This window comes from Streptomyces thermovulgaris, from assembly GCF_002155915.1.
Lineage (GTDB): Bacteria > Actinomycetota > Actinomycetes > Streptomycetales > Streptomycetaceae > Streptomyces > Streptomyces thermovulgaris.
In genome coordinates this window covers 1-20,028 of record NZ_MUME01000292.1, presented here as the reverse complement: position 1 = coordinate 20,028, position 20,028 = coordinate 1, and the positions used below count along the sequence as shown (strand labels likewise).

Annotated in this window: 18 protein-coding genes; 16 read left to right on the top strand and 2 right to left on the bottom strand. The window is 72.1% G+C overall.

Annotation, left to right across the window (positions count from 1 at the left end; genetic code table 11):
- Positions 1 to 62: 62 nt before the first annotated feature.
- Complete coding sequence (locus CCN35_RS21415; RefSeq protein ID WP_342748644.1) at positions 63 to 647, top strand: DUF308 domain-containing protein; 585 nt, start codon at positions 63 to 65, stop codon at positions 645 to 647.
- Positions 648 to 869: 222 nt separating this feature from the next.
- Positions 870 to 1,379, top strand: a complete 510-nt coding sequence (locus CCN35_RS21410; RefSeq protein ID WP_067396870.1) for an ATP-binding protein — start codon at positions 870 to 872, stop codon at positions 1,377 to 1,379.
- Positions 1,380 to 1,424: 45 nt separating this feature from the next.
- Here CCN35_RS21410 and idi read toward each other — a convergent pair whose 3' ends face one another.
- Together idi and CCN35_RS21400 are read right to left on the bottom strand one after the other, a co-directional pair.
- The gene (idi, locus tag CCN35_RS21405) at positions 1,425 to 2,015 is read right to left on the bottom strand and encodes an isopentenyl-diphosphate Delta-isomerase (RefSeq protein ID WP_067396869.1); all 591 of its coding nucleotides are present in this window, start codon (positions 2,013 to 2,015) and stop codon (positions 1,425 to 1,427) included.
- Positions 2,016 to 2,300: 285 nt separating this feature from the next.
- On the bottom strand, positions 2,301 to 3,239 hold the full coding sequence (locus tag CCN35_RS21400) for a cation diffusion facilitator family transporter (RefSeq protein ID WP_067396867.1): 939 nt from the start codon (positions 3,237 to 3,239) through the stop codon (positions 2,301 to 2,303).
- 759 nt (positions 3,240 to 3,998) lie between these two features.
- Between CCN35_RS21400 and CCN35_RS21395 the strand changes: the two genes are divergently transcribed.
- The 14 genes from CCN35_RS21395 to hpnH all read left to right on the top strand — a co-directional run bounded on the left by CCN35_RS21395 (position 3,999) and on the right by hpnH (position 20,003).
- Positions 3,999 to 5,840: a DUF5941 domain-containing protein gene (locus CCN35_RS21395; protein WP_067396865.1), complete on the top strand. Its 1,842-nt coding sequence runs from the start codon at positions 3,999 to 4,001 to the stop codon at positions 5,838 to 5,840.
- Positions 5,837 to 6,589 carry a phosphocholine cytidylyltransferase family protein gene (locus tag CCN35_RS21390; protein ID WP_086793934.1) on the top strand — a complete coding sequence of 251 codons (753 nt, stop codon included), beginning with the start codon at positions 5,837 to 5,839 and terminating at the stop codon, positions 6,587 to 6,589. The genes CCN35_RS21395 and CCN35_RS21390 overlap by 4 nt, the downstream gene beginning before the upstream one ends.
- Complete coding sequence (locus tag CCN35_RS21385) at positions 6,577 to 7,638, top strand: iron-containing alcohol dehydrogenase family protein (RefSeq protein WP_086793933.1); 1,062 nt, start codon at positions 6,577 to 6,579, stop codon at positions 7,636 to 7,638. Before CCN35_RS21390 ends, CCN35_RS21385 begins: the two co-directional genes overlap by 13 nt.
- Positions 7,616 to 8,395: a CDP-alcohol phosphatidyltransferase family protein gene (locus CCN35_RS21380; RefSeq protein WP_086793931.1), complete on the top strand. Its 780-nt coding sequence runs from the start codon at positions 7,616 to 7,618 to the stop codon at positions 8,393 to 8,395. Before CCN35_RS21385 ends, CCN35_RS21380 begins: the two co-directional genes overlap by 23 nt.
- Positions 8,396 to 8,400: 5 nt before the next feature.
- Positions 8,401 to 9,285: a glycosyltransferase family 2 protein gene (locus CCN35_RS21375; RefSeq protein WP_086793929.1), complete on the top strand. Its 885-nt coding sequence runs from the start codon at positions 8,401 to 8,403 to the stop codon at positions 9,283 to 9,285.
- A gap of 100 nt (positions 9,286 to 9,385) precedes the next feature.
- Positions 9,386 to 10,315, top strand: coding sequence for an ABC transporter permease (locus tag CCN35_RS21370; protein WP_086793928.1), 930 nt, complete (start codon positions 9,386 to 9,388; stop codon positions 10,313 to 10,315).
- Positions 10,308 to 11,114, top strand: coding sequence for an ABC transporter ATP-binding protein (locus CCN35_RS21365; protein WP_086793927.1), 807 nt, complete (start codon positions 10,308 to 10,310; stop codon positions 11,112 to 11,114). Before CCN35_RS21370 ends, CCN35_RS21365 begins: the two co-directional genes overlap by 8 nt.
- Before the next feature lie 356 nt (positions 11,115 to 11,470).
- A complete protein-coding gene (gene hpnC, locus CCN35_RS21360) occupies positions 11,471 to 12,367 on the top strand; it encodes a squalene synthase HpnC (protein WP_086793940.1) in 897 nt (298 codons plus the stop codon).
- Entirely contained in the window at positions 12,364 to 13,314 is a 951-nt protein-coding gene (gene hpnD, locus CCN35_RS21355; protein WP_169721379.1) for a presqualene diphosphate synthase HpnD, read from the top strand. Before hpnC ends, hpnD begins: the two co-directional genes overlap by 4 nt.
- Complete coding sequence (gene hpnE, locus CCN35_RS21350) at positions 13,307 to 14,869, top strand: hydroxysqualene dehydroxylase HpnE (RefSeq protein ID WP_342748643.1); 1,563 nt, start codon at positions 13,307 to 13,309, stop codon at positions 14,867 to 14,869. The genes hpnD and hpnE overlap by 8 nt, the downstream gene beginning before the upstream one ends.
- Entirely contained in the window at positions 14,866 to 16,005 is a 1,140-nt protein-coding gene (locus CCN35_RS21345; RefSeq protein WP_086793925.1) for a polyprenyl synthetase family protein, read from the top strand. Before hpnE ends, CCN35_RS21345 begins: the two co-directional genes overlap by 4 nt.
- A 118-nt stretch (positions 16,006 to 16,123) precedes the next feature.
- Positions 16,124 to 18,160 (top strand): squalene--hopene cyclase, encoded by a 2,037-nt coding sequence (gene shc / locus CCN35_RS21340; RefSeq protein ID WP_086793924.1) that lies wholly within the window; start codon positions 16,124 to 16,126, stop codon positions 18,158 to 18,160.
- Positions 18,160 to 18,975, top strand: coding sequence for a phosphorylase family protein (locus tag CCN35_RS29670; protein ID WP_245863328.1), 816 nt, complete (start codon positions 18,160 to 18,162; stop codon positions 18,973 to 18,975). Before shc ends, CCN35_RS29670 begins: the two co-directional genes overlap by 1 nt.
- Positions 18,976 to 18,980: 5 nt before the next feature.
- A complete protein-coding gene (hpnH, locus tag CCN35_RS21330) occupies positions 18,981 to 20,003 on the top strand; it encodes an adenosyl-hopene transferase HpnH (RefSeq protein WP_067400490.1) in 1,023 nt (340 codons plus the stop codon).
- Positions 20,004 to 20,028: the final 25 nt, after the last annotated feature.

Sequence of the window (20,028 nt, the reverse complement as noted above, 5' to 3'; positions counted from 1 at the left end):
GACCAGGGGAGCGGAGGAATCGGGGGCGCGGCAGCGAGGAGGCGCCGATGGCCAGGTTCACCATGTCCCACAGGCCCCGCAGCGAGACGGAGAGGATGAGCCGCGACTTCGGCTGGCTCGCCGGACTCGGGACGCTGCTGGTGGTCGCCGGAGTCGTCGGCCTCGTCTACACGGCCGCCGTCACCCTGACCTCCATGCTCCTGTTCGGCTGGCTGCTGCTGATCGGCGGACTCATCGGGCTGGTGCACGCGGTCCGGTCCCGCGGCTCCAGCTTCTTCTGGCTCGGCGCGATCGTCGCCGCCCTGAACATCGCCGCCGGAGTCGTGATCATCGGCCATCCGTACGAGGCCGCCGTCGCGCTCACCATGTTCGCCGCCCTGCTGTTCCTCACCGGCGGCCTGTTCCGGGTGGTCGGCAGCGCCGTCGTACGCGGCTCCCAGTTCGGCTGGACCCTCCTGCTGGGCCTCTTCTACCTGCTGCTGGGCGTCCTGGTGCTGGCCGGCTGGCCGAGCAACAGCCAGTACGTCATCGGGGCGTTCATCTCCCTCGCCCTTCTCTTCGACGGGCTCGGTCTGGTCGCCACCGGCTTCGGCGGCCGCCGTATCGTCGGCATGGTCTCCGACCAGGCGGCCCGGGACGTGTCGTGACCTGTCGGGACCTGTCACGGGGTGCGCGGACCGTACAACCCGAAGAGTTCGTGAAAGCAGCGTGGACGAGGCAGGAGCGGTCCCACACGTGACCGAGTCATACGCCAACGGTCGGAAAGCGCTAGAAACACGCTGACTTGTGTTCAGTCCTTGGGCGGAGAGCGCTGCGTTACCAACACTCGACACGTGGTGACAGTCGAGCGCGAGGGTGGGGACCGGACAATGGACAACCACGGGCGCGGGTACGGCCCACGCCCACGCCCAGAGGGCGGCGCGGGGGCACCTGTGGACGGCAGACCGTCGGATCCTCTTCCGTACGAGGGAGTCTGGCGGTTCACCGCTCCCGCTGTCGACGCCTCGGTCCCGCAGGCCCGGCACGCGGTCCGGGACCTGCTGCTGCGCCAGGGCGTTCCGGTCTCGGACGACCTGGTCCACGGGCTGCTGCTGATCGTGTCCGAGCTGGTCACGAATGCCGTGCGGCATGCGGCGCTGCTGTCGCCGATGCTCGCCGTGGAGGTCGCCGTCGGCGCCGAGTGGGTGCGGGTGGCCGTGGAGGACAACCACCCCTACCGTCCGACCGCCCTGGAGGCCGACCACGGGCAGACCGGTGGCCGCGGGCTGCTCCTGGTCACCGAGATCGCCCGGGAGGCCGGCGGGGTCTGCAACGTCGAGCACACGGCGAGCGGCGGCAAGGTGATCTGGGTCGCCCTGCCGCTCAAACCCGCGCGATAGCCCCGGCGGCCCTCCGCACCGCCGTACGTCCCCACCGGCCGGGGCTCACCAGCCGGCGCCCCCCGTCAGCTCCCTGATCGCGGGCCGGGCCGCGTCCAGCACGGTCGGGAACCAGGCGGAGAAGGTGCCCTCCGCCTGCCGCTGCGCCAGCTCGGCGGGCGTCACGAACGCCGTGGCCCCGATCTCCTCCGGGTCGGGCCGCAACGGCGACTGCACCAGACCGACGAAGAGATGGTTGTACTCCTGCTCCACCAGCCCCGACTCCGGGTCCGGATGGTTGTAGCGCACCGTGCCCGCCTCGGCGAGCAGCGACGGGGAGGTCCCCAGCTCCTCGTACGTCCGCCGGGCCGCCGCCGCCATGGGCGCCTCGCCGGGGTACGGGTGGCCGCAGCAGCTGTTGGACCACACACCGGGGGAGTGGTACTTGCCCGGCGCCCGCTGCTGCAGCAGCAGCCGGCCGCGGTCGTCGAAGAGGAAGACCGAGAAGGCACGGTGCAGCCGGCCCGGCGGCCGGTGAACGGAGAGCTTCTCCGCGATGCCGGTCGTCACGCCGTCCTCGTCGACCAGTTCCAGCATGATCGCATCCGCGGTGCCGTTCGACGAGCTGTGCTTCGCGGTGGCAGGTGTGATCGGCATACCCATCCTTCGCCTCGGTCCTCGAGCTCAAGTCTGCCGTACGAAACCGGCACTCCTGGCGCTTCCCGGCACCCCCGCATGTCCCGTGACGGCACGGCGAGGGGCCCAGTGGATGAGCGTGCCCACCCGGACCCGCCCGGAACCGTTCGGAAACCCTCCGGACCCGCCCGGAACCGTACGGACCCGCACGGAATCGAACGGATCCGCCTGGACCGTCCCGGAGCCGCCCGGACCGGCCCGGAACCCTCCGGGCCCCCGCGGGCCGGCGGCGGTCCCCGCGGGCCGTCAGTGGCACAGCCGGGCCTCGTGCTCCGCGTGCCCGCTCGGCTCCAGCTGGAAGGTGCAGTGCTCCACGTCGAAGTGGTCGCCGAGGCAGCCCTGCAGCTCGTGCAGCAGCTTCTCGTGACCGATGGCGTCCAGGGCGTCGGAGCGGACGACCACGTGCGCGGACAGCACCGGCAGACCCGAGGTGATCGTCCAGACGTGCAGGTCGTGGACGTCCTCCACGTCGTCCAGGGCCAGGATGTGCGCCCGCACCTCGTCCAGGTCGACGTTCCTCGGCGCCGCCTCCAGCAGCACGTCGAGGGTCTCGCGCAGCAGCCGCACGGTGCGCGGCACGATCAGCAGGCCGATGGCGAGGGAGGCGATCGGGTCGGCGGCCTGCCAGCCGGTGAGCAGGATCACCGCCGCCGAGACCATGACCGCCAGCGAGCCGAGCGCGTCCGCGGCCACCTCCAGGAAGGCGCCGCGCACGTTCAGGCTCTCCTTCTGGCCGCGCATCAGCAGCATCAGGGAGATCACGTTCGCGACCAGGCCGACCGCGCCGAACACGATCATCAGCCCGCCCTGGGTGCCGGCCGGGGTGAAGAACCGCTGCACCGCCTCGTAGAGCACATAGCCGCCGACGCCGAGCAGCAGCAGACAGTTGGCGAGCGCGGCGAGTATCTCCGCGCGGGCGTAGCCGAAGGTGCGGTGCCGGCTCGGCGGACGGTTGGCGAAGTGGATGGCCAGCAGGGCCATGCCGAGGCCGAGGGCGTCGGTGGCCATGTGGGCGGCGTCCGCGACCAGCGCGAGGGAGTCGGCGAGCAGACCGCCGACGATCTCCACCACCATCACGGTGAGCGTGATCGACAGTGCGATGCGCAGGGTGCCCCGGTGCGCGGCCGCCGCCGTGTCGCCGGCCCTGACGCCGTGCGCGTGCCCGTGGTGATGACCGGCACCCATGTGACCGACCGCCTTTCCTCGTTCCGCGGGACCACAGTGAAGTGAACTACGGGAGGGGGGTATGGGGCAACGCGGCACTGAACACCGTTGTCATGTGCCCTGACCTGCGAGAACAGCTCGAGGAGCAGGGTGCCGCACGGTCCGGGCGCCGGGGTGCGACGACCGGTCCCGCCCTGCTGGGAGCCCCTGCCGGGTACCCCGCCCCGTCGCCCGGACCGACCGCTTTGCCGGCGGGTCCGGCCGCACGCCCGGTCCCGTCGTACGGGGGCGCCGGAGCGTCCGGGGCGTTCTTCCGTGACGAGTCCCACATCGGACTGCCGCGGACTGCCGCGGACGGCCGCCGGGGGACGGGACGCCGCGGGACGGCCGCGTCGGCACGGCATGCGTGAAGGGGATGTCCGTATGAACGACAGGATGTCCGTATGAACCGTATGAACGGTATGAACTTCGTACGGGATGCCCGCAGGGACGGGGGTGTCCGGCCCGACGCGCGGGGGACGTCCGCTCCGGTGGCGCGGAGTTTGTGACCCGGCCCCCGGATCACCGATGATGATCGCGGCGAAGGCCGTGCCGGCCCCTGTGAACGGCTGGTGCCGGACCACGTGAACGGCCCGTGCACGGCCGGTGAACGGTGCGGTGGACGAGCGCTTCCCGGCATCCGATAGCCTCTGCCGATGCCGCTCGAGTGCCACGGGCCGGCGGCGTCCCATCATGCACACGACCGGCGCGGATGCGTCGGCCCCCAGGGAGTGAGTTCGGTTGTCGACCGCCATCCTCACCGGTCAGCCGGTTCCCGGATCGTCGCTGGAGAACGATCTGCGGTCCCTCGGCTTCGACGTGCGGATCGCCGCCGACGGAACAGAGGCCGAGACCCTGCTCGCCCAGGTGCCCGCCGACCAGCGGGTCGCCGTCGTCGACGCCCGGTTCGTCGGCCATCTGCACGCACTGCGCCTGGGCCTGACCGACCCCCGCTTCCCGCTCGCCGCCATCCCCGGCGCGGTCACCGCCCGCCCGGCCGGCCGGCAGGCGCTGACCCGCGCGATGGCCCGCGAGAACTCCGCCGCCGGCGGCACCTCCCCCTGGTCCTCGGCCGCACGCGAGCAGGGCGGTGCCCCCGTCGTCCTCGACGGACTCGCCGACCGGATCGCCGCCGCCCTGGAGGCCGACGGCGCCGAGGTGCACCGCCCCGAGCTGGGCAGCCTCGTCGCCGCCGTGCCCGACGACCCCCAGTCCCGCAACGAGACCCGGCAGGCCGTCGACGCCGTCGACGACGAGGCCATACGCCTGAAGTCGGCCGTCAAGGCCCGCGACGGCTTCTTCACCACCTTCTTCATCAGCCCGTACTCCCGCTACCTCGCCCGCTGGTGCGCCCGCCGCGGCCTGACCCCCAACCAGGTCACCACCGCCTCCCTGCTCACCGCGCTCGTGGCGGCCGGCTGCGCCGCCACCGGCACCCGCGCCGGGTTCGTCGCCGCCGGCGTGCTGCTCATCGCCTCGTTCGTCCTCGACTGCACCGACGGCCAGCTCGCCCGCTACTCGCTGCAGTACTCCACCCTCGGCGCCTGGCTGGACGCCACCTTCGACCGGGCCAAGGAGTACGCCTACTACGCCGGCCTCGCCCTCGGCGCCGCCCGCGGCGGCGACGACGTATGGGCCCTGGCCCTGGGCGCCATGGTCCTGCAGACCTGCCGGCACGTGGTCGACTTCTCCTTCAACGAGGCGAACGCCGGAGCCACGGCCAGCACCAGCCCCACCGCCGCCCTCTCCGAGAGGCTGGACAGGGTCGGCTGGACCGTCTGGGTGCGCCGGATGATCGTCCTGCCCATCGGCGAACGCTGGGCCATGATCGCCGTCCTCACCGCGGCCACCACCCCGAGGATCACCTTCTGCGCGCTGCTCGTCGGCTGCGCCTTCGCGGCGGCGTACACCACGGCGGGGCGGGTCCTGCGGTCGGTGACCCGTACGGCACGGCGCACCGACCGGGCGGCGCGGGCGCTGGCGGACCTGGCGGACAACGGACCGCTCGCCTCCCTCGCCGCCGCACTGCCCGGTGCCGGAGCACACCGGTACCCCCCGCTGCCGCCGGCCGTGCTCGGCGTGGCGGTCCTGGCCTGTGCCCTGTTCCTGGGCGGCCCCTGGAGCGTCGTCGTGGCCGCCGTCTGCCACGCCCTCCTCGCGGGCCTGGCCCTCGCCCGGCCCCTCACCGGCCGTCTCGACTGGCTGATCCCCCCGCTCCTGCGCGCCGCCGAATACGGAACCGTCCTGGTCCTGGCCGCCGAAGCGGACGTGCCCGGGGCGCTTCCCGCGGCTTTCGGGCTGGTCGCGGCCGTCGCCTACCATCACTACGACACGGTGTACCGCATCCGCGGCGACGCCGGAGCGCCGCCGGCCTGGCTGGTGCGCGCCATCGGGGGGCAGGAGGGGCGGACGCTGCTGGTCGCCGTGCTGGCCGCGCTGCTCACCGCCACACAGTTCACGGTCGCGCTCACGGTGCTCGCCGTGGCCGTGGCCCTGGTCGTGCTCGCCGAGAGCATTCACTTCTGGGTGACCTCTCATCTGAGGGGCGCACCCGCCGTACACGACGAAGGAGAACCCGCATGATCGGCCTTGTGCTGGCGGCCGGCGCCGGACGGCGTCTGCGCCCCTACACCGACAGCCTGCCCAAGGCGCTGGTGCCGGTGGGGCCGGAGGGCGCGGCCGACGCCCCGACGGTGCTGGACCTCACGCTCCGCAACTTCGCCGAGATAGGCCTGACCGAGGCGGCGATCATCGTCGGTTACCGCAAGGAGGCCGTCTACGAGCGTCGGGCGGCGCTGGAGCGCACGTACGGCCTGAAGCTGACGCTGATCGACAACGACCGGGCCGAGGAGTGGAACAACGCCTACTCCCTGTGGTGCGGCCGGGAGGCGCTGAAGGAGGGCGTGATCCTGGCCAACGGGGACACGGTGCACCCGGTGTCGGTGGAGCGGACCCTGCTGGAGGCCCGGGGCGGCGACCGGAAGGTGATCCTGGCCCTGGACACGGTCAAGCCGCTGGCCGAGGAGGAGATGAAGGTGGTCGTCGACCCGGACAAGGGGGTGCGGCGGATCACCAAGCTGATGGACCCGGCGGAGGCCACCGGCGAGTACATCGGGGTCACCCTGATCGAGCGCGAGGCGGCCGAGGAGCTGGCCGACGCGCTGAAGGCCACCTTCGAGCGGGATCCGCAGCTGTACTACGAGGACGGCTACCAGGAGCTGGTCGACCGGGGCTTCCGGGTGGACGTGGCGCCGATCGGGGAGGTCAGCTGGGTGGAGATCGACAACCACGACGATCTCGCCAAGGGGCGTGAGATCGCGTGCCAGTACTGACCCGGCTGATTCCCTCGCCGGTGGTGGTGGAGATCCGCGCCGGCGCGCTGGACGACCTGGCGGCGGTGCTCGCCGACGAGCGCATCTCGCACTCGGGGCGGCTGGCCGTCGCGGTCAGCGGCGGTTCCGGTGCCCGGCTGAGGGAGCGGATCGCTCCCTCGCTGCCTGGTGCCGACTGGTACGAGGTGGGCGGCGGCACCCTCGACGACGCCGTCCGTCTGGCCGGGAAGATGAAGAGCGGCCACTACGACGCGGTGGTGGGCCTGGGCGGCGGCAAGATCATCGACTGTGCGAAGTTCGCCGCGGCCCGCGTCGGCCTGCCCCTGGTCGCGGTGCCCACCAACCTCTCCCACGACGGCCTGTGCTCCCCGGTCGCCACCCTGGACAACGACGCGGGCCGCGGCTCCTACGGCGTGCCGAACCCGATCGCGGTCCTCATCGACCTGGACGTGATCCGCGAGGCCCCGGCCCGGTTCGTGCGCTCGGGCATCGGCGACGCCGTCTCGAACATCTCCGCGGTCGCGGACTGGGAGCTGTCCCACCGCGTCAACGGGGAGAAGATCGACGGTCTGGCCGCGGCCATGGCCCGTCAGGCGGGCGAGGCCGTCCTGCGCCATCCGGGCGGCATCGAGGACAGCGACTTCCTGCAGGTGCTCGCCGAGGCCCTGGTGCTCACCGGCATCGCCATGTCGATCTCGGGCGACTCACGGCCCGCCTCCGGCGCCTGCCACGAGATCAACCACGCCTTCGACCTGCTGTTCCCCCAGCGGGCCGCGAGCCATGGCGAGCAGTGCGGCATCGGCGCCGCCTTCGCCATGTACCTGCGCGGGGCCCATGAGGAGTCGGCCGCCATGGCCGCGGTGCTGCGCCGGCACGGGCTGCCGGTGCTGCCCACGGACATCGGCTTCACGGTGGACGAGTTCGTCCGGGTGGTGGAGTTCGCTCCGGAGACCCGGCCCGGCCGCTACACGATCCTCGAACACCTCGCCCTCACGTCCGACCAGATCAAGGGTCTCTACCTCGACTATGTCAAGACCATCGGTAGCTGAACTACGCCCGGTCGTGCACCCCGAAGGGGTGAGGGACCGGCGCAGCGGTGAGCACTGGGCGGGCCGCCTCTACATGCGGGAGGTGTCCCTGCGGGTGGACCGCCGCCTGGTGGGCACCAGGATCACGCCCAACCGGCTCACCTGCCTGATGGTCGTCGCGGGCGTCCTGGCGGGCGCGGCCCTGCTCGTGCCGGGCCTGCCGGGCGCCCTGCTCGGTGCCGTCCTGATCCAGGTCTATCTGCTGCTGGACTGCGTCGACGGGGAGATCGCCCGCTGGCGCGGCCAGACCTCCGTCACCGGGGTCTACCTGGACCGCGTCGGCCACTATCTGTCCGAGGCGGCCCTGCTGGCCGGCTTCGGACTGCGCGGCGCCGACCTGCGGGGCACCGAGGGCCCGCAGTGGCTGTGGGCGTTCCTCGGCACCCTGGCCGCGCTCGGCGCCGTCCTGATCAAGGCCGAGACCGACCTGGTCGACGTGGCCCGCGCCCGCAGCGGACTGCCGGCGGCCGGGGACGAGGCGGCCGTGCCCCGCTCCTCTGGCCTGGCCCTGGCCCGCAGAGCGGCCGCCGCACTGAAGTTCCACCGCCTGGTCGGAGGCGTCGAGGCCAGCCTGTTCATCCTGCTGGTCGCGGTGGGCGACCTGATCGCCGGCGGTCTGTTCTGGACCCGGCTCGGCATCGCGGTCCTGGCCGGCATCGCGCTTCTGCAGACGCTTCTGCATCTGGTGTCCATTCTCGCGTCCAGCAGGCTGAGGTGAGCGGCATGACCTCTTCGCTCAAAGTGGGCGCCGTGATCATCACCATGGGCAACCGCCCCGAGGAGCTGCGGGCCCTGCTCGACTCGGTCGCCAAGCAGGAGGGCGACCCCATCGAGGTGGTGGTCGTCGGCAACGGTTCGCCCGTCCCGGACGTCCCCGAGGGCGTACGGACGGTGGAGCTGCCGGAGAACCTCGGCATCCCCGGCGGCCGCAACGTCGGCATCGAGGCCTTCGGCCCGGCCGGCAGCGACGTCGACATCCTGCTGTTCCTCGACGACGACGGCCTGCTCGCCCGCACCGACACCGCCGAGCTGTGCCGCCAGGCCTTCGCGGCCGACGACCGGCTCGGCATCATCAGCTTCCGCATCGCCGACCCGGACACCGGCGTCACCCAGCGCCGTCATGTGCCGCGGCTGCGCGCCTCGGACCCGATGCGCTCCTCCCGGGTGACCACCTTCCTCGGCGGCGCCAACGCCGTGCGGACGCGGGTCTTCGCGGAGGTCGGCCTGCTGCCGGACGAATTCTTCTACGCCCACGAGGAGACCGACCTGGCCTGGCGGGCCCTGGACGCGGGCTGGATGATCGACTACCGGTCCGACATGGTGCTGCACCACCCGACGACCGCGCCCTCGCGGCACGCGGTCTACCACCGCATGGTCGCCCGCAACCGCGTCTGGCTCGCCCGCCGCAACCTCCCGGTCCCCCTCATCCCGCTCTACCTGGGGGTGTGGCTGCTGCTCACCCTCGTCCGCCGCCCCTCCCGGCCGGCCCTGAAGGCCTGGTTCGGCGGCTTCAAGGAGGGCTGGACCACACCCTGCGGACCGCGTCGGCCCATGCGATGGCGTACGGTGTGGCGACTCACCCGACTGGGCCGACCACCGATCATCTGACAAGCTCGTTTCCCGGAGCGTCCGGCCCGTCCGGCCGGTGCTCGTGCCCCGCCCGGACATCCGCACAGGGTGCGCATCCCGAAGACGAAAGTTTCCACCTGTGAGCGAGACAACGCATGACGGCGGCGTCGCCCTCGGCAAGGCCCCGTCGTCCGACGAGGGCCTCACGGCGCGCCAGCTCGCCGAGAAGTACGGTCTGTCCGTCAGCGGCGCGCGTCCTTCCCTGCCGGAGTATGTGCGTCAGTTGTGGCGGCGGCGGCACTTCATCCTGGCCTTCTCCCAGGCGAAGCTGACCGCGCAGTACAGCCAGGCCAGGCTGGGGCAGCTGTGGCAGGTGGTCACGCCGCTGCTGAACGCGGCGGTGTACTACTTCATCTTCGGGGTCATCCTGCAGGCCGACCGGGGGCTGGCGCAGGACACCTACGTGCCGTTTCTGGTCACGGGGGTGTTCGTGTTCACCTTCACCCAGACCTCGGTGATGTCGGGGGTGCGGGCCATCTCGGGCAATCTGGGGCTGGTGCGGGCGCTGCACTTTCCGCGGGCCTCGCTGCCGATCTCGTTTGCGTTGCAGCAGTTGCAGCAGCTGCTGGTGTCGATGGTCGTGCTGTTCGGGGTGGTGCTGGCCTTCGGCAGTCGTCCGGGGCCGGCGTGGCTGCTGATCGTGCCGGCGCTGGTGCTGCAGTTCCTCTTCAACACCGGTCTTGCGCTGATCATGGCGCGGATGGGGGCGCGGACGCCGGATCTGGCGCAGCTGATGCCGTTCGTGACGCGGACGTGGATGTATGCGTCGGGTGTGATGTTCTCCATCGACGGGATGCTGGCGGGGCGGCCGGAGTGGTTCATCCGGTTGCTGCAGTACAACCCGGCCGCCGTCTACATGGATCTGATGCGTTTTGCGTTGATCGACGGTTACGGCTCCTCGCATCTGCCGCCGCATGTGTGGGCTGCCGCCCTGGGGTGGGCCGTGGTCTTCTTCGTCGGTGGCTTTGTGTACTTCTGGAAGGCGGAGGAGAGGTACGGCCGTGGCTGAGCCGGAGCGCGGGCGGGAGCAGCACGGCGGCGGGCAGCGCGTGCCCACCGTCATCGTCGACGAGCTGCACGTCGTCTACCGGGTCAACGGTGCGAAGGGCGGCAAGGGCAGCGCCACCGCCGCCCTCAACCGCATTCTGCGGCGCGGCGGCGACGCGGCGCGGGGCGTACGCCGGGTGCACGCCGTCAAGGGGGTCTCGTTCGTCGCCTACCGCGGCGAGGCCATCGGTCTGATCGGCACCAACGGCTCCGGCAAGTCCACGCTGCTCAAGGCCATCGCGGGCCTGCTGCCGGTGGAGAACGGCAGGATCTACACCGACGGCCAGCCCTCGCTGCTCGGGGTGAACGCGGCGCTGATGAACGACCTGACCGGCGAGCGCAACGTCTACCTCGGCGGGCTGGCCATGGGCATGTCCCGCGAGGAGATCAAGGCGCGCTACCAGGAGATCGTCGACTTCTCCGGCATCAACGAGAAGGGCGACTTCATCTCCCTGCCGATGCGCACCTACTCCTCCGGCATGGCCGCCCGGCTGCGCTTCTCCATCGCCGCCGCCAAGAAGCACGACGTTCTCATGATCGACGAGGCGCTGGCCACCGGCGACCGCAAGTTCCAGAAGCGCTCCGAGGAGCGCATCCGGGAGCTGCGCAAGGAGGCCGGCACGGTCTTCCTGGTCAGCCACAACAACAAGTCGATCCGCGACACCTGCAACCGGGTGCTGTGGCTGGAGCGCGGCGAGCTGCGCATGGACGGGCCCACCGACGAGGTGCTCAAGGAGTACGAGAAGTTCACCGGCAGGTGACCTCCACCCGTTCGGGCCCCGTCGCAACCGTTTCGGCGGGGTCCGGCGTCTGCGAAGAACGCATCAACTCCCGCCGAATGAAGGGATCTTGGCGCAATCGGTGTGTTGTTGCGACGTCCGGGACACCCCGGCGGAGCCCGGTGCGTAGTACAACGTAAGCTGTACCGGTCCTGGAAAGCGGCAAGTGGGGAGATAATGCGCGACACCCTCCGTCGGGCCGCCGCGGACGGCCGGGCGGCGTGTCCGAGACAGCGTGTGTCGGGTCGGCAGTGTAGAACGGGAGATGTGACGGCAATGGCTACGGAAACTCCCCAGCTCAGCGCAGCATGTGCCGTCCCCGTTCCGGGCAGCGGACGATGACGCCGGCACCGACGGCGCGCGACCCCGAACGCGCCACCCTCGACAAGGCCGCGGGCGAGAACTTCCCCGTGGCACCGTTCTTCCTGCCCAGGGCCTGGCGCACCGACCTCATGGCCGTCTACGGCTTCGCCCGCCTCGTCGACGACATCGGCGACGGCGACCTGGCCCCCGGCGGCGCCGACGCCCGGCTGCTCGGCGTACCGGCCGACCGGGCGGAGGACCGCCTGGCCCTTCTCGACGCCCTCGAGGCCGATCTGCGCCGGGTCTTCGACGGCACCCCGCGCCACCCGCTGCTGCGCCGGCTCCAGCCCACCGTCCGCCGCCGTTCGCTGACCCCCGGGCCGTTCCTCGGCCTGATCGCCGCCAACCGCCAGGACCAGCTCGTCACGCGGTACGAGACCTACGACGACCTCCTCGCCTACTGCGAACTGTCCGCCAACCCCGTCGGCCGCCTCGTCCTCGCCGTCACCGGCACCTCGACCCCCGAACGGATCCGCCGCTCCGACGCCATCTGCACCGCCCTGCAGATCGTCGAGCACCTCCAGGACGTGAAGGAGGACCTCGGCCGCGACCGCATCTACCTGCCCGCCGCGGACATGAAACGTTTTCACGTCCAGGAGGCGGACCTCGCCGCGCCTACCGCGAACGCGTCGGTGCGTGCGCTGATCGCCCATGAGGCGGAACGCGCCCATGCGCTCCTGGACGAGGGCGCCCCCCTCGTGGGGAGCGTCCACGGCAGGCTGAAACTGCTGCTCGCAGGGTTCGTGGCAGGAGGAAGGGCGGCGCTCAGGGCGATCGCCGCCGCCGACTACGACGTACTTCCCGGCCCGCCCCGGCCCGGCAAGGTCCAGTTGCTGCGCGAGGCGGGCCTGACGCTGCGAGGAGAGGGGTGATCCGGGCCGTGGAATCGGAACCGCTCGTGTCCGCGCAGGTACTCGCCGCCTACAGCTACTGCGAGGCCGTCACCGCGGGACAGGCCCGCAACTTCGCCTACGGCATCAGACTGCTGCCGGCCCCCAAGCGCCGCGCGATGTCGGCGCTGTACGCGTTCTCCCGGCGGATCGACGACATCGGCGACGGCGCGCTGGCCGACGAGGTCAAGGTCACCCGTCTGGAGGAGGCGAGGGCGCTGCTCGGCCGGATCCGCGCGGGCGCGGTCGAGGAGGACGACACCGACCCCGTCGCCGTCGCCCTCGCCCACGCCGCCCGCACCTTCCCGATCCCGCTCGAGGGCCTGGACGAGCTCATCGACGGCGTCCTGATGGACGTGCGCGGCACGACGTACGAGACCTGGGAGGACCTCAAGGTCTACTGCCGCTGCGTGGCCGGGGCCATCGGACGGCTCTCCCTCGGTGTGTTCGGCACCGAGCCGGGAGCGCGCGGCGCCGAACGCGCCCCCGAGTACGCCGACACGCTGGGGCTGGCACTGCAGCTGACCAACATTCTCAGGGACATCCGCGAGGACGCCGAGGGCGGCCGGGTCTATCTGCCCGCCGACGACCTCGCCAAGTTCGGCTGCTCGGCGGGATTCCGCGGACCGACCCCGCCGGAGGGCTCCGACTTCGCGGGCCTGGTGCACTTCGAGGTGCGGCGGGCCCGTGCCCTGTTCGCCGAGGGCTACCGGCTGCTGCCCCTGCTGGACCGGCGCAGCGGCGCGTGCGTCGCCGCCATGGCCGGCATCTACCGTCGTCTGCTCGACCGCATCGAGCGCGAGCCGGAGGCCGTGCTGCGCGGCCGGGTCTCGCTGCCCGGACACGAGAAGGCGTATGTCGCCGTGCGCGGCCTGTCCGGCCTCGACGCCCGGCACGTGAACCGGCGGACCATCAGGAGGCGTGTGTGAGGACCCTGTCGGTGCACGGTGCCACGACCGGCACGAAGCGGCGGGCGCCCCTGTGCGCCCAAGCGGCGGCAGCCGCCCGCAGCGGATGCGCCCAGCGCGGCGGACACGCGGGGGAGGGCGCACGATGACCGACGACAGGCGGCAGCAGGAGCAGCTCACCGGCACCCGCGGCCCGGCCGGGCGGCACGCCGTCGTGGTCGGCGGCGGACTCGCCGGTGTCACCGCCGCGCTCGAGCTCGCCGACGCCGGGGTGCGCGTGACCCTGCTCGAGGGCAGGCCGCGCCTGGGCGGACTCGTCTTCTCCTTCCGGCGCGGCGACCTCGCCGTCGACAACGGGCAGCATGTCTACCTGCGCTGCTGCACCGCCTACCGCCGGCTCCTCGACCGGATCGGCGGCGCGGCACTCGCCCCGCTGCAGGACCGGCTCGAGGTGCCCGTCCTCGATGTCCGCCGCCCCGAGGGACGGCGTCTGGGCCGACTGCGCCGCGACGCGCTGCCCGTCCCCCTGCACCTGGGGCGGAGCCTGGCCACCTACCCGCATCTGACGCTCGCCGAGCGCATCCGGGCGGGCCGCGCCGCGCTCGCGCTCAAGGCCCTCGACCCCGCCGACCCGGCCCTGGACACGCAGGACTTCGGCAGCTGGCTGGCCGCGCACGGCCAGTCCGCGCGCGCCGTCGAGGCCCTGTGGAACCTGGTCGGGGTCGCCACCCTCAACGCGGTCGCCTCCGACGCCTCGCTGGCGCTGGCCGCGATGGTGTTCAAGACCGGGCTGCTCTCCGACCCGGGCGCGGCCGACATCGGCTGGGCCCGCGTCCCCCTGGGCGAGCTGCACGACCGGATGACCCGCAGGGCACTGGACTCCGCGGGCGTGCGCACCGAACTGCGCACCCGTGTCACCTCCGTCTCCAGCGACGGGAACGGGGGCTGGAACGTCCGGGTGCCCGGCGGGACCCTGCACGCCGACGCCGTCGTCCTCGCCGTCCCGCAGCGCGAGGCGCACGCCCTGCTGCCCCCGGGCGCCCTGGACGACCCCGACCGGCTGCTCCGCATCGGCACCGCACCGATCCTCAACGTCCACGTCGTCTACGACCGCACCGTGCTCACCAAGCCCTTCTTCGCGGCGCTCGGCACGCCCGTGCAGTGGGTCTTCGACCGCACCGGGGCGTCCGGGCTGAGACGCGGTCAGTACCTGGCCGTGTCCCAGTCGGTGGCACAGGACGAGATCGACCTGCCCGTCGCCGCTTTGCGGGAGCGCTATCTGCCCGAGCTGGAGCGGCTGCTGCCCCGCGCGCGCGGCGCGGAGGTGAAGGACTTCTTCGTGACCCGGGAGCGCACGGCGACGTTCGCCCCGGCACCCGGCGTCGGGCGACTGCGGCCCGGCGCCCGCACCAAGGCACCCGGCCTGTACCTGGCCGGAGCGTGGACCGCCACCGGGTGGCCCGCGACCATGGAGAGTGCGGTCCGCAGCGGTGTGCAGGCGGCCGACGCCGCACTGACCACCCTGGGCCGGCCCCGGCCGGACCGTCTGCTCACCATCGAGGAGGCGGCGGCATGACGCTCGATCAGCATCCCGTGGCAGGCTTCCGCACTTTCGGCACCGCAACAAGAGGAGAGATTGTGCCCACTGTTCCCCCGGCCTCGACGCCCGCTCGAGGGACCGCGGTGGACGTGACCGCGCTGCTGGAGCGCGGCCGGACCCTGGCCACGCCGGTACTGCGGGCGGCCGTGGACCGCCTGGCCCCTCCCATGGACACCGTCGCCGCCTACCACTTCGGCTGGATCGACGCCCAGGGCAACCCCGCGGACGCCTCCGGCGGCAAGGCCGTACGCCCCGCCCTGGCCGTGCTCTCCGCGGAGGCGGCCGGGGCCGCGCCCGAGGCGGGCGTGCCCGGCGCGGTCGCCGTCGAACTCGTCCACAACTTCTCGCTGCTGCACGACGACCTGATGGACGGCGACGAGCAGCGCCGCCACCGCGACACCGTCTGGAAGGTGCACGGCCCCGCCCAGGCCATCCTGGTCGGCGACGCCCTGTTCGCCCTGGCGAACGAGGTCCTGCTGGAGCTCGGCACCGTCGAGGCCGGCCGCGCCGCCCGCCGTCTGACCACCGCCAGCCGCGCCCTGATCGACGGTCAGGCGCAGGACATCTCCTACGAGCAGCGCGACCGCGTCAGTGTCGAGGAGTGCCTGGAGATGGAGGGCAACAAGACCGGAGCCCTGCTCGCCTGCGCCTGCTCCATCGGAGCGGTCCTCGGCGGCGCGGACGACGCCACCGCCGACCTGCTGGAGAAGTACGGCTACCACCTCGGCCTGGCCTTCCAGGCCGTCGACGACCTCCTCGGCATCTGGGGCGACCCGAAGGCCACCGGCAAGCAGACCTGGAGCGATCTGCGCCAGCGCAAGAAGTCCCTGCCGGTCGTGGCCGCCCTCGCGGCGGGCGGCCCCGCCTCCGAACGGCTCGGCGAGATCCTCGCCGCCGACGCCAGGAGCAGCGACTTCGCGAACTTCTCCGAGGAGGAGTTCGCGGCCCGTGCCGCCCTCATCGAGGAAGCGGGCGGCCGTGAGTGGACGACCGAGGAGGCGCGCCGTCAGCACGCCATCGCCATCGAGGCCCTCGACGCCGTGAACATGCCCGAACAGGTGCGGGCCGCGTTCACCGCGCTCGCCGACTTCGTCGTCGCACGGAAGGGTTGATCCCTATCGGCCGAACCAGCCTCTGACAGTCGACGGCCGGTGCCGCAGGGGGTTTCGGGCACCGGCCGACGGCGGACCCACAGCAGCACGACTCGCACGACTGCACGAAGGGGAAGCCATGACAACGACGACCGACGGAAGCACCGGGGCGACACTGCCGTCCCGCGCTGCCGCGGCCACGGAAACCGCACTCACCACCCCCGAGGCGGCCGGGACACCACAAGCCGCCGCAGAAGCCGTCAGACGGGCCACCGACTTCCTACTGGCCAGGCAGAACGCCGAGGGCTGGTGGAAGGGCGACCTCGAGACGAACGTCACCATGGACGCCGAGGACCTGCTGCTGCGCCAGTTCCTGGGCATCTCCGACGAGGCGACCACCCGCGCCGCCGCCCTGTTCATCCGCGCGGAGCAACGCGAGGACGGCACCTGGGCCACCTTCCACGGCGGGCCCGGCGACCTCTCCACCACCATCGAGGCCTATGTCGCCCTGCGCCTGGCCGGTGACGCGCCCGACGCACCCCACATGGCCAGGGCCTCCGCCTGGATCCGGGAACAGGGCGGCATCGCCGCCTCCCGTGTCTTCACCCGGATCTGGCTCGCGCTGTTCGGCTGGTGGAAGTGGGAGGACCTGCCGGAACTGCCACCCGAACTGATCTGGCTGCCCACCTGGATGCCGCTCAACATCTACGACTTCGGCTGCTGGGCCCGGCAGACCATCGTGCCGCTCACCATCGTCTTCGCCAAACGGCCGGTACGCCCCGCGCCCTTCCCGCTGGACGAACTGCACACCGACCCGGACCGTCCCAGTCCGCCCCGGCCGCTCGCCCCGGCCACCAGCTGGGACGGCCTCTTCCAGCGTCTGGACAAGGCCCTGCACGCCTTCCGCAAGGTGGCACCCAAACGGGTGCGCCGGGCCGCGATGAACACCGCCGCACGCTGGATCATCGAACGCCAGGAGAACGACGGCTGTTGGGGTGGCATCCAGCCCCCTGCAGTGTACTCGATCATCGCACTGCATCTGCTGGGGTATGACCTCAACCACCCGGTGATGCGCGCCGGCCTTGAGTCGCTGGACCGCTTCACCGTCTGGCGCGAGGACGGCTCCCGGATGGTCGAGGCCTGCCAGTCGCCCGTCTGGGACACCTGCCTGGCCACCATCGCGCTCGCCGACGCGGGCCTGCCCGCCGACCACCCGCAGCTGGTCAAGGCCGCCGACTGGCTGCTCGGCGAGCAGGTCGTGCGCCCCGGCGACTGGGCGGTGCGCCGCCCGGGGCTGCCGCCGGGCGGCTGGGCGTTCGAGTTCCACAACGACAACTACCCCGACGTCGACGACACCGCAGAGGTGATCCTCGCGCTGCGCCGGGTCAGGCACCACGACCCGGAGCGGGTGGACAGGGCCATTGGGCGCGGGGTCCGCTGGAATCTCGGCATGCAGTCCAGGAACGGCGCCTGGGGCGCCTTCGACGTCGACAACACCAGCCCCTTCCCCAACCGGCTGCCGTTCTGCGACTTCGGCGAGGTCATCGACCCGCCGTCGGCCGACGTCACCGCGCACGTCGTGGAGATGCTCGCCGCCGAGGGCCTGGCCCACGACCCGCGCACCCGGCGCGGCATCGCCTGGCTGCTGGCCGAGCAGGAGCCGGACGGCTCGTGGTTCGGCCGCTGGGGCGTCAACTACCTCTACGGCACCGGATCCGTCGTGCCCGCCCTGATCGCCGCCGGCCTGCCCGGCTCCCATCCGGCGATCCGCCGCGCGGTGGCCTGGCTGGAACGCGTGCAGAACGACGACGGCGGCTGGGGCGAGGACCTGCGGTCCTACAAGAACCCCAGGAAGTGGAGCGGCAAGGGCGCCTCCACCGCCTCGCAGACCGCGTGGGCGCTGATGGCGCTGCTCGCGGCCGGGGAGAGGGACTCCCGGGCCGTCGAGCGCGGCGTCCAGTGGCTCGTGGCCACCCAGCGGGAGGACGGCTCCTGGGACGAGCCGTACTTCACCGGCACCGGCTTCCCCTGGGACTTCTCCATCAACTACCACCTCTACCGGCAGGTCTTCCCGCTCACCGCGCTGGGCCGGTATCTGCACGGCGGGCCCGCCACCGCCCGGCGCACCGCCGAACCCCCGGTCGTTTCCTCCCGGGCCGAGGCTGGGGGAAGCTGATGGGCGCCCGGCCCGGCCCGCCCCCGCTGCTGATCGCCTGCGCGCTCGGCATCGAGCACCTCGCCCTGCGCCTGGGCGCCCGGGGTGTGCGACGCGGGGACGGGCCGGTGCCGAGGGCTCCCGAAGATCCCCTCCGCACGCCCGGGACCGAAAGCCCGGGGGAGCGCGAAGGCCCCGGCGCGGAAGGGGCCGCGCACGGCCGGCCGGGCCGGCTCCCCGGCACCGGCTCCCGGCGCCGGGGAGCCGGGCCGGACCTGCGGGGCGCGAGCGGTCCGGTGACCGTGCTGCGGACGGGAATGGGACCCCGGGCGGCGGAGCGGTCCGTCGCCCGGGCGCTGGCCGGCCCGCCGCTGGCGCGGGCCGCGGTACTGGCCACGGGCTTCTGCGCGGGACTCGTCCCGGGCATGCGCCCCGGCGACCTCGTCGTCGCCGAGGAGACCCGGGCCCCGCGCGGCACCGTGCCGTGCGTCGGCACCGAGGTGCTTGTCGAGGAGCTCATGCGCGCCCTGCCCGGACGCACCGTCCACACCGGGCCGCTCACCGGCTCCGGCCGCATCGTGCGCGGCGCCGAACGGGCCGCGCTGCGTGCGACCGGCGCAATCGCCGTCGACATGGAATCGGCGGCCACGCTCCTGAGCGCCGTGCGCACGGGCGCGCGCCCGGTTGCGGCAGTGCGCGTGGTCGTGGACGCTCCAGAGCATGAGCTCGTCCGTATCGGAACGGTCCGCGGCGGAATATCGGCTTTCCGTGTTCTTCGGTCCGTCCTGCCGACTTTCCTCGAATGGCACCGTAATGTTCTGCTCCCCAGGAGGTGAGCCCGATGGCCATGCCGCTGCGCCAGTCCATCAAGGTCGCTACATACTTGGCCCGGCAGAAACTGCGCGGGCGGGACAAGTTCCCGCTGCTCGTGGAGCTTGAGCCGCTTTTCGCCTGCAACCTCAAGTGCGAGGGCTGCGGCAAGATCCAGCACCCGGCCGGGGTGCTCAAGCAGCGCATGCCGGTCGCCCAGGCCGTGGGAGCGGTGCTGGAGTCGGGTGCGCCGATGGTGTCCATCGCGGGCGGCGAGCCGTTGATGCACCCTCAGATCGGGGAGATCGTCCGGCAGTTGGTGGCCCGGCGCAAATACGTCTTCCTGTGCACCAACGCGCTGCTGCTGCGCAGGAAGATGGACGAGTTCAGGCCGTCCCGCTACTTCGCCTTCACGGTGCACATCGACGGACTGCGCGAGCGGCACGACCGGTCGGTCGCCAAGGAGGGCGTGTTCGACGAGGCGGTGGAGGCCATCAAGGAGGCCAAGCGGCGCGGCTTCCGGGTGACCACCAACTCCACCTTCTTCAACACCGACACCCCGCAGACCGTCATCGAGGTGCTCAACTACCTCAACGACGACCTCAGGGTCGACGAGATGATGATCTCGCCCGCCTATGCCTACGAGAAGGCGCCCGACCAGGAGCACTTCCTGGGCGTGGAGCAGACCCGCGAACTGTTCCGGAAGGCCTTCGCGGGCGGCAACCGGCACCGCTGGCGGCTCAACCACTCGCCGCTGTTCCTCGACTTCCTCGAGGGGAAGATCGACTTCCCGTGCACCGCCTGGGCGATCCCCAACTACTCGGTCTTCGGCTGGCAGCGCCCCTGCTATCTGATGAGCGACGGTTACGTCCCCACGTACCGGGAGCTCGTCGAGGAGACCGACTGGGACCGCTACGGCCGCGGCAAGGACCCGCGCTGCGCCAACTGCATGGCGCACTGCGGCTACGAGCCCACCGCCGTGCTCGCCACCACGGGGTCCTTGAAGGAGTCCCTGCGCGCGCTGCGCGAGACCGTCTCCGGGAACCGGGGTTGACGCCATGACTGCGATTTCTCTCGGC

Bases quoted from the DNA above. Each gene is read 5' to 3' on its own strand.
- CCN35_RS21415 (WP_342748644.1), top strand. From the start codon at position 63: ATGTCCCACAGGCCCCGCAGCGAGACGGAGAGGATGAGCCGCGACTTC.
- CCN35_RS21410 (WP_067396870.1), top strand. From the start codon at position 870: ATGGACAACCACGGGCGCGGGTACGGCCCACGCCCACGCCCAGAGGGC.
- idi (WP_067396869.1), bottom strand. From the start codon at position 2,015: ATGCCGATCACACCTGCCACCGCGAAGCACAGCTCGTCGAACGGCACC.
- CCN35_RS21400 (WP_067396867.1), bottom strand. From the start codon at position 3,239: ATGGGTGCCGGTCATCACCACGGGCACGCGCACGGCGTCAGGGCCGGC.
- CCN35_RS21390 (WP_086793934.1), top strand. From the start codon at position 5,837: ATGATCGGCCTTGTGCTGGCGGCCGGCGCCGGACGGCGTCTGCGCCCC.
- CCN35_RS21380 (WP_086793931.1), top strand. From the start codon at position 7,616: ATGTCAAGACCATCGGTAGCTGAACTACGCCCGGTCGTGCACCCCGAA.
- CCN35_RS21375 (WP_086793929.1), top strand. From the start codon at position 8,401: ATGACCTCTTCGCTCAAAGTGGGCGCCGTGATCATCACCATGGGCAAC.
- hpnC (WP_086793940.1), top strand. From the start codon at position 11,471: ATGACGCCGGCACCGACGGCGCGCGACCCCGAACGCGCCACCCTCGAC.
- CCN35_RS21345 (WP_086793925.1), top strand. From the start codon at position 14,866: ATGACGCTCGATCAGCATCCCGTGGCAGGCTTCCGCACTTTCGGCACC.
- shc (WP_086793924.1), top strand. From the start codon at position 16,124: ATGACAACGACGACCGACGGAAGCACCGGGGCGACACTGCCGTCCCGC.
- CCN35_RS29670 (WP_245863328.1), top strand. From the start codon at position 18,160: ATGGGCGCCCGGCCCGGCCCGCCCCCGCTGCTGATCGCCTGCGCGCTC.
- hpnH (WP_067400490.1), top strand. From the start codon at position 18,981: ATGGCCATGCCGCTGCGCCAGTCCATCAAGGTCGCTACATACTTGGCC.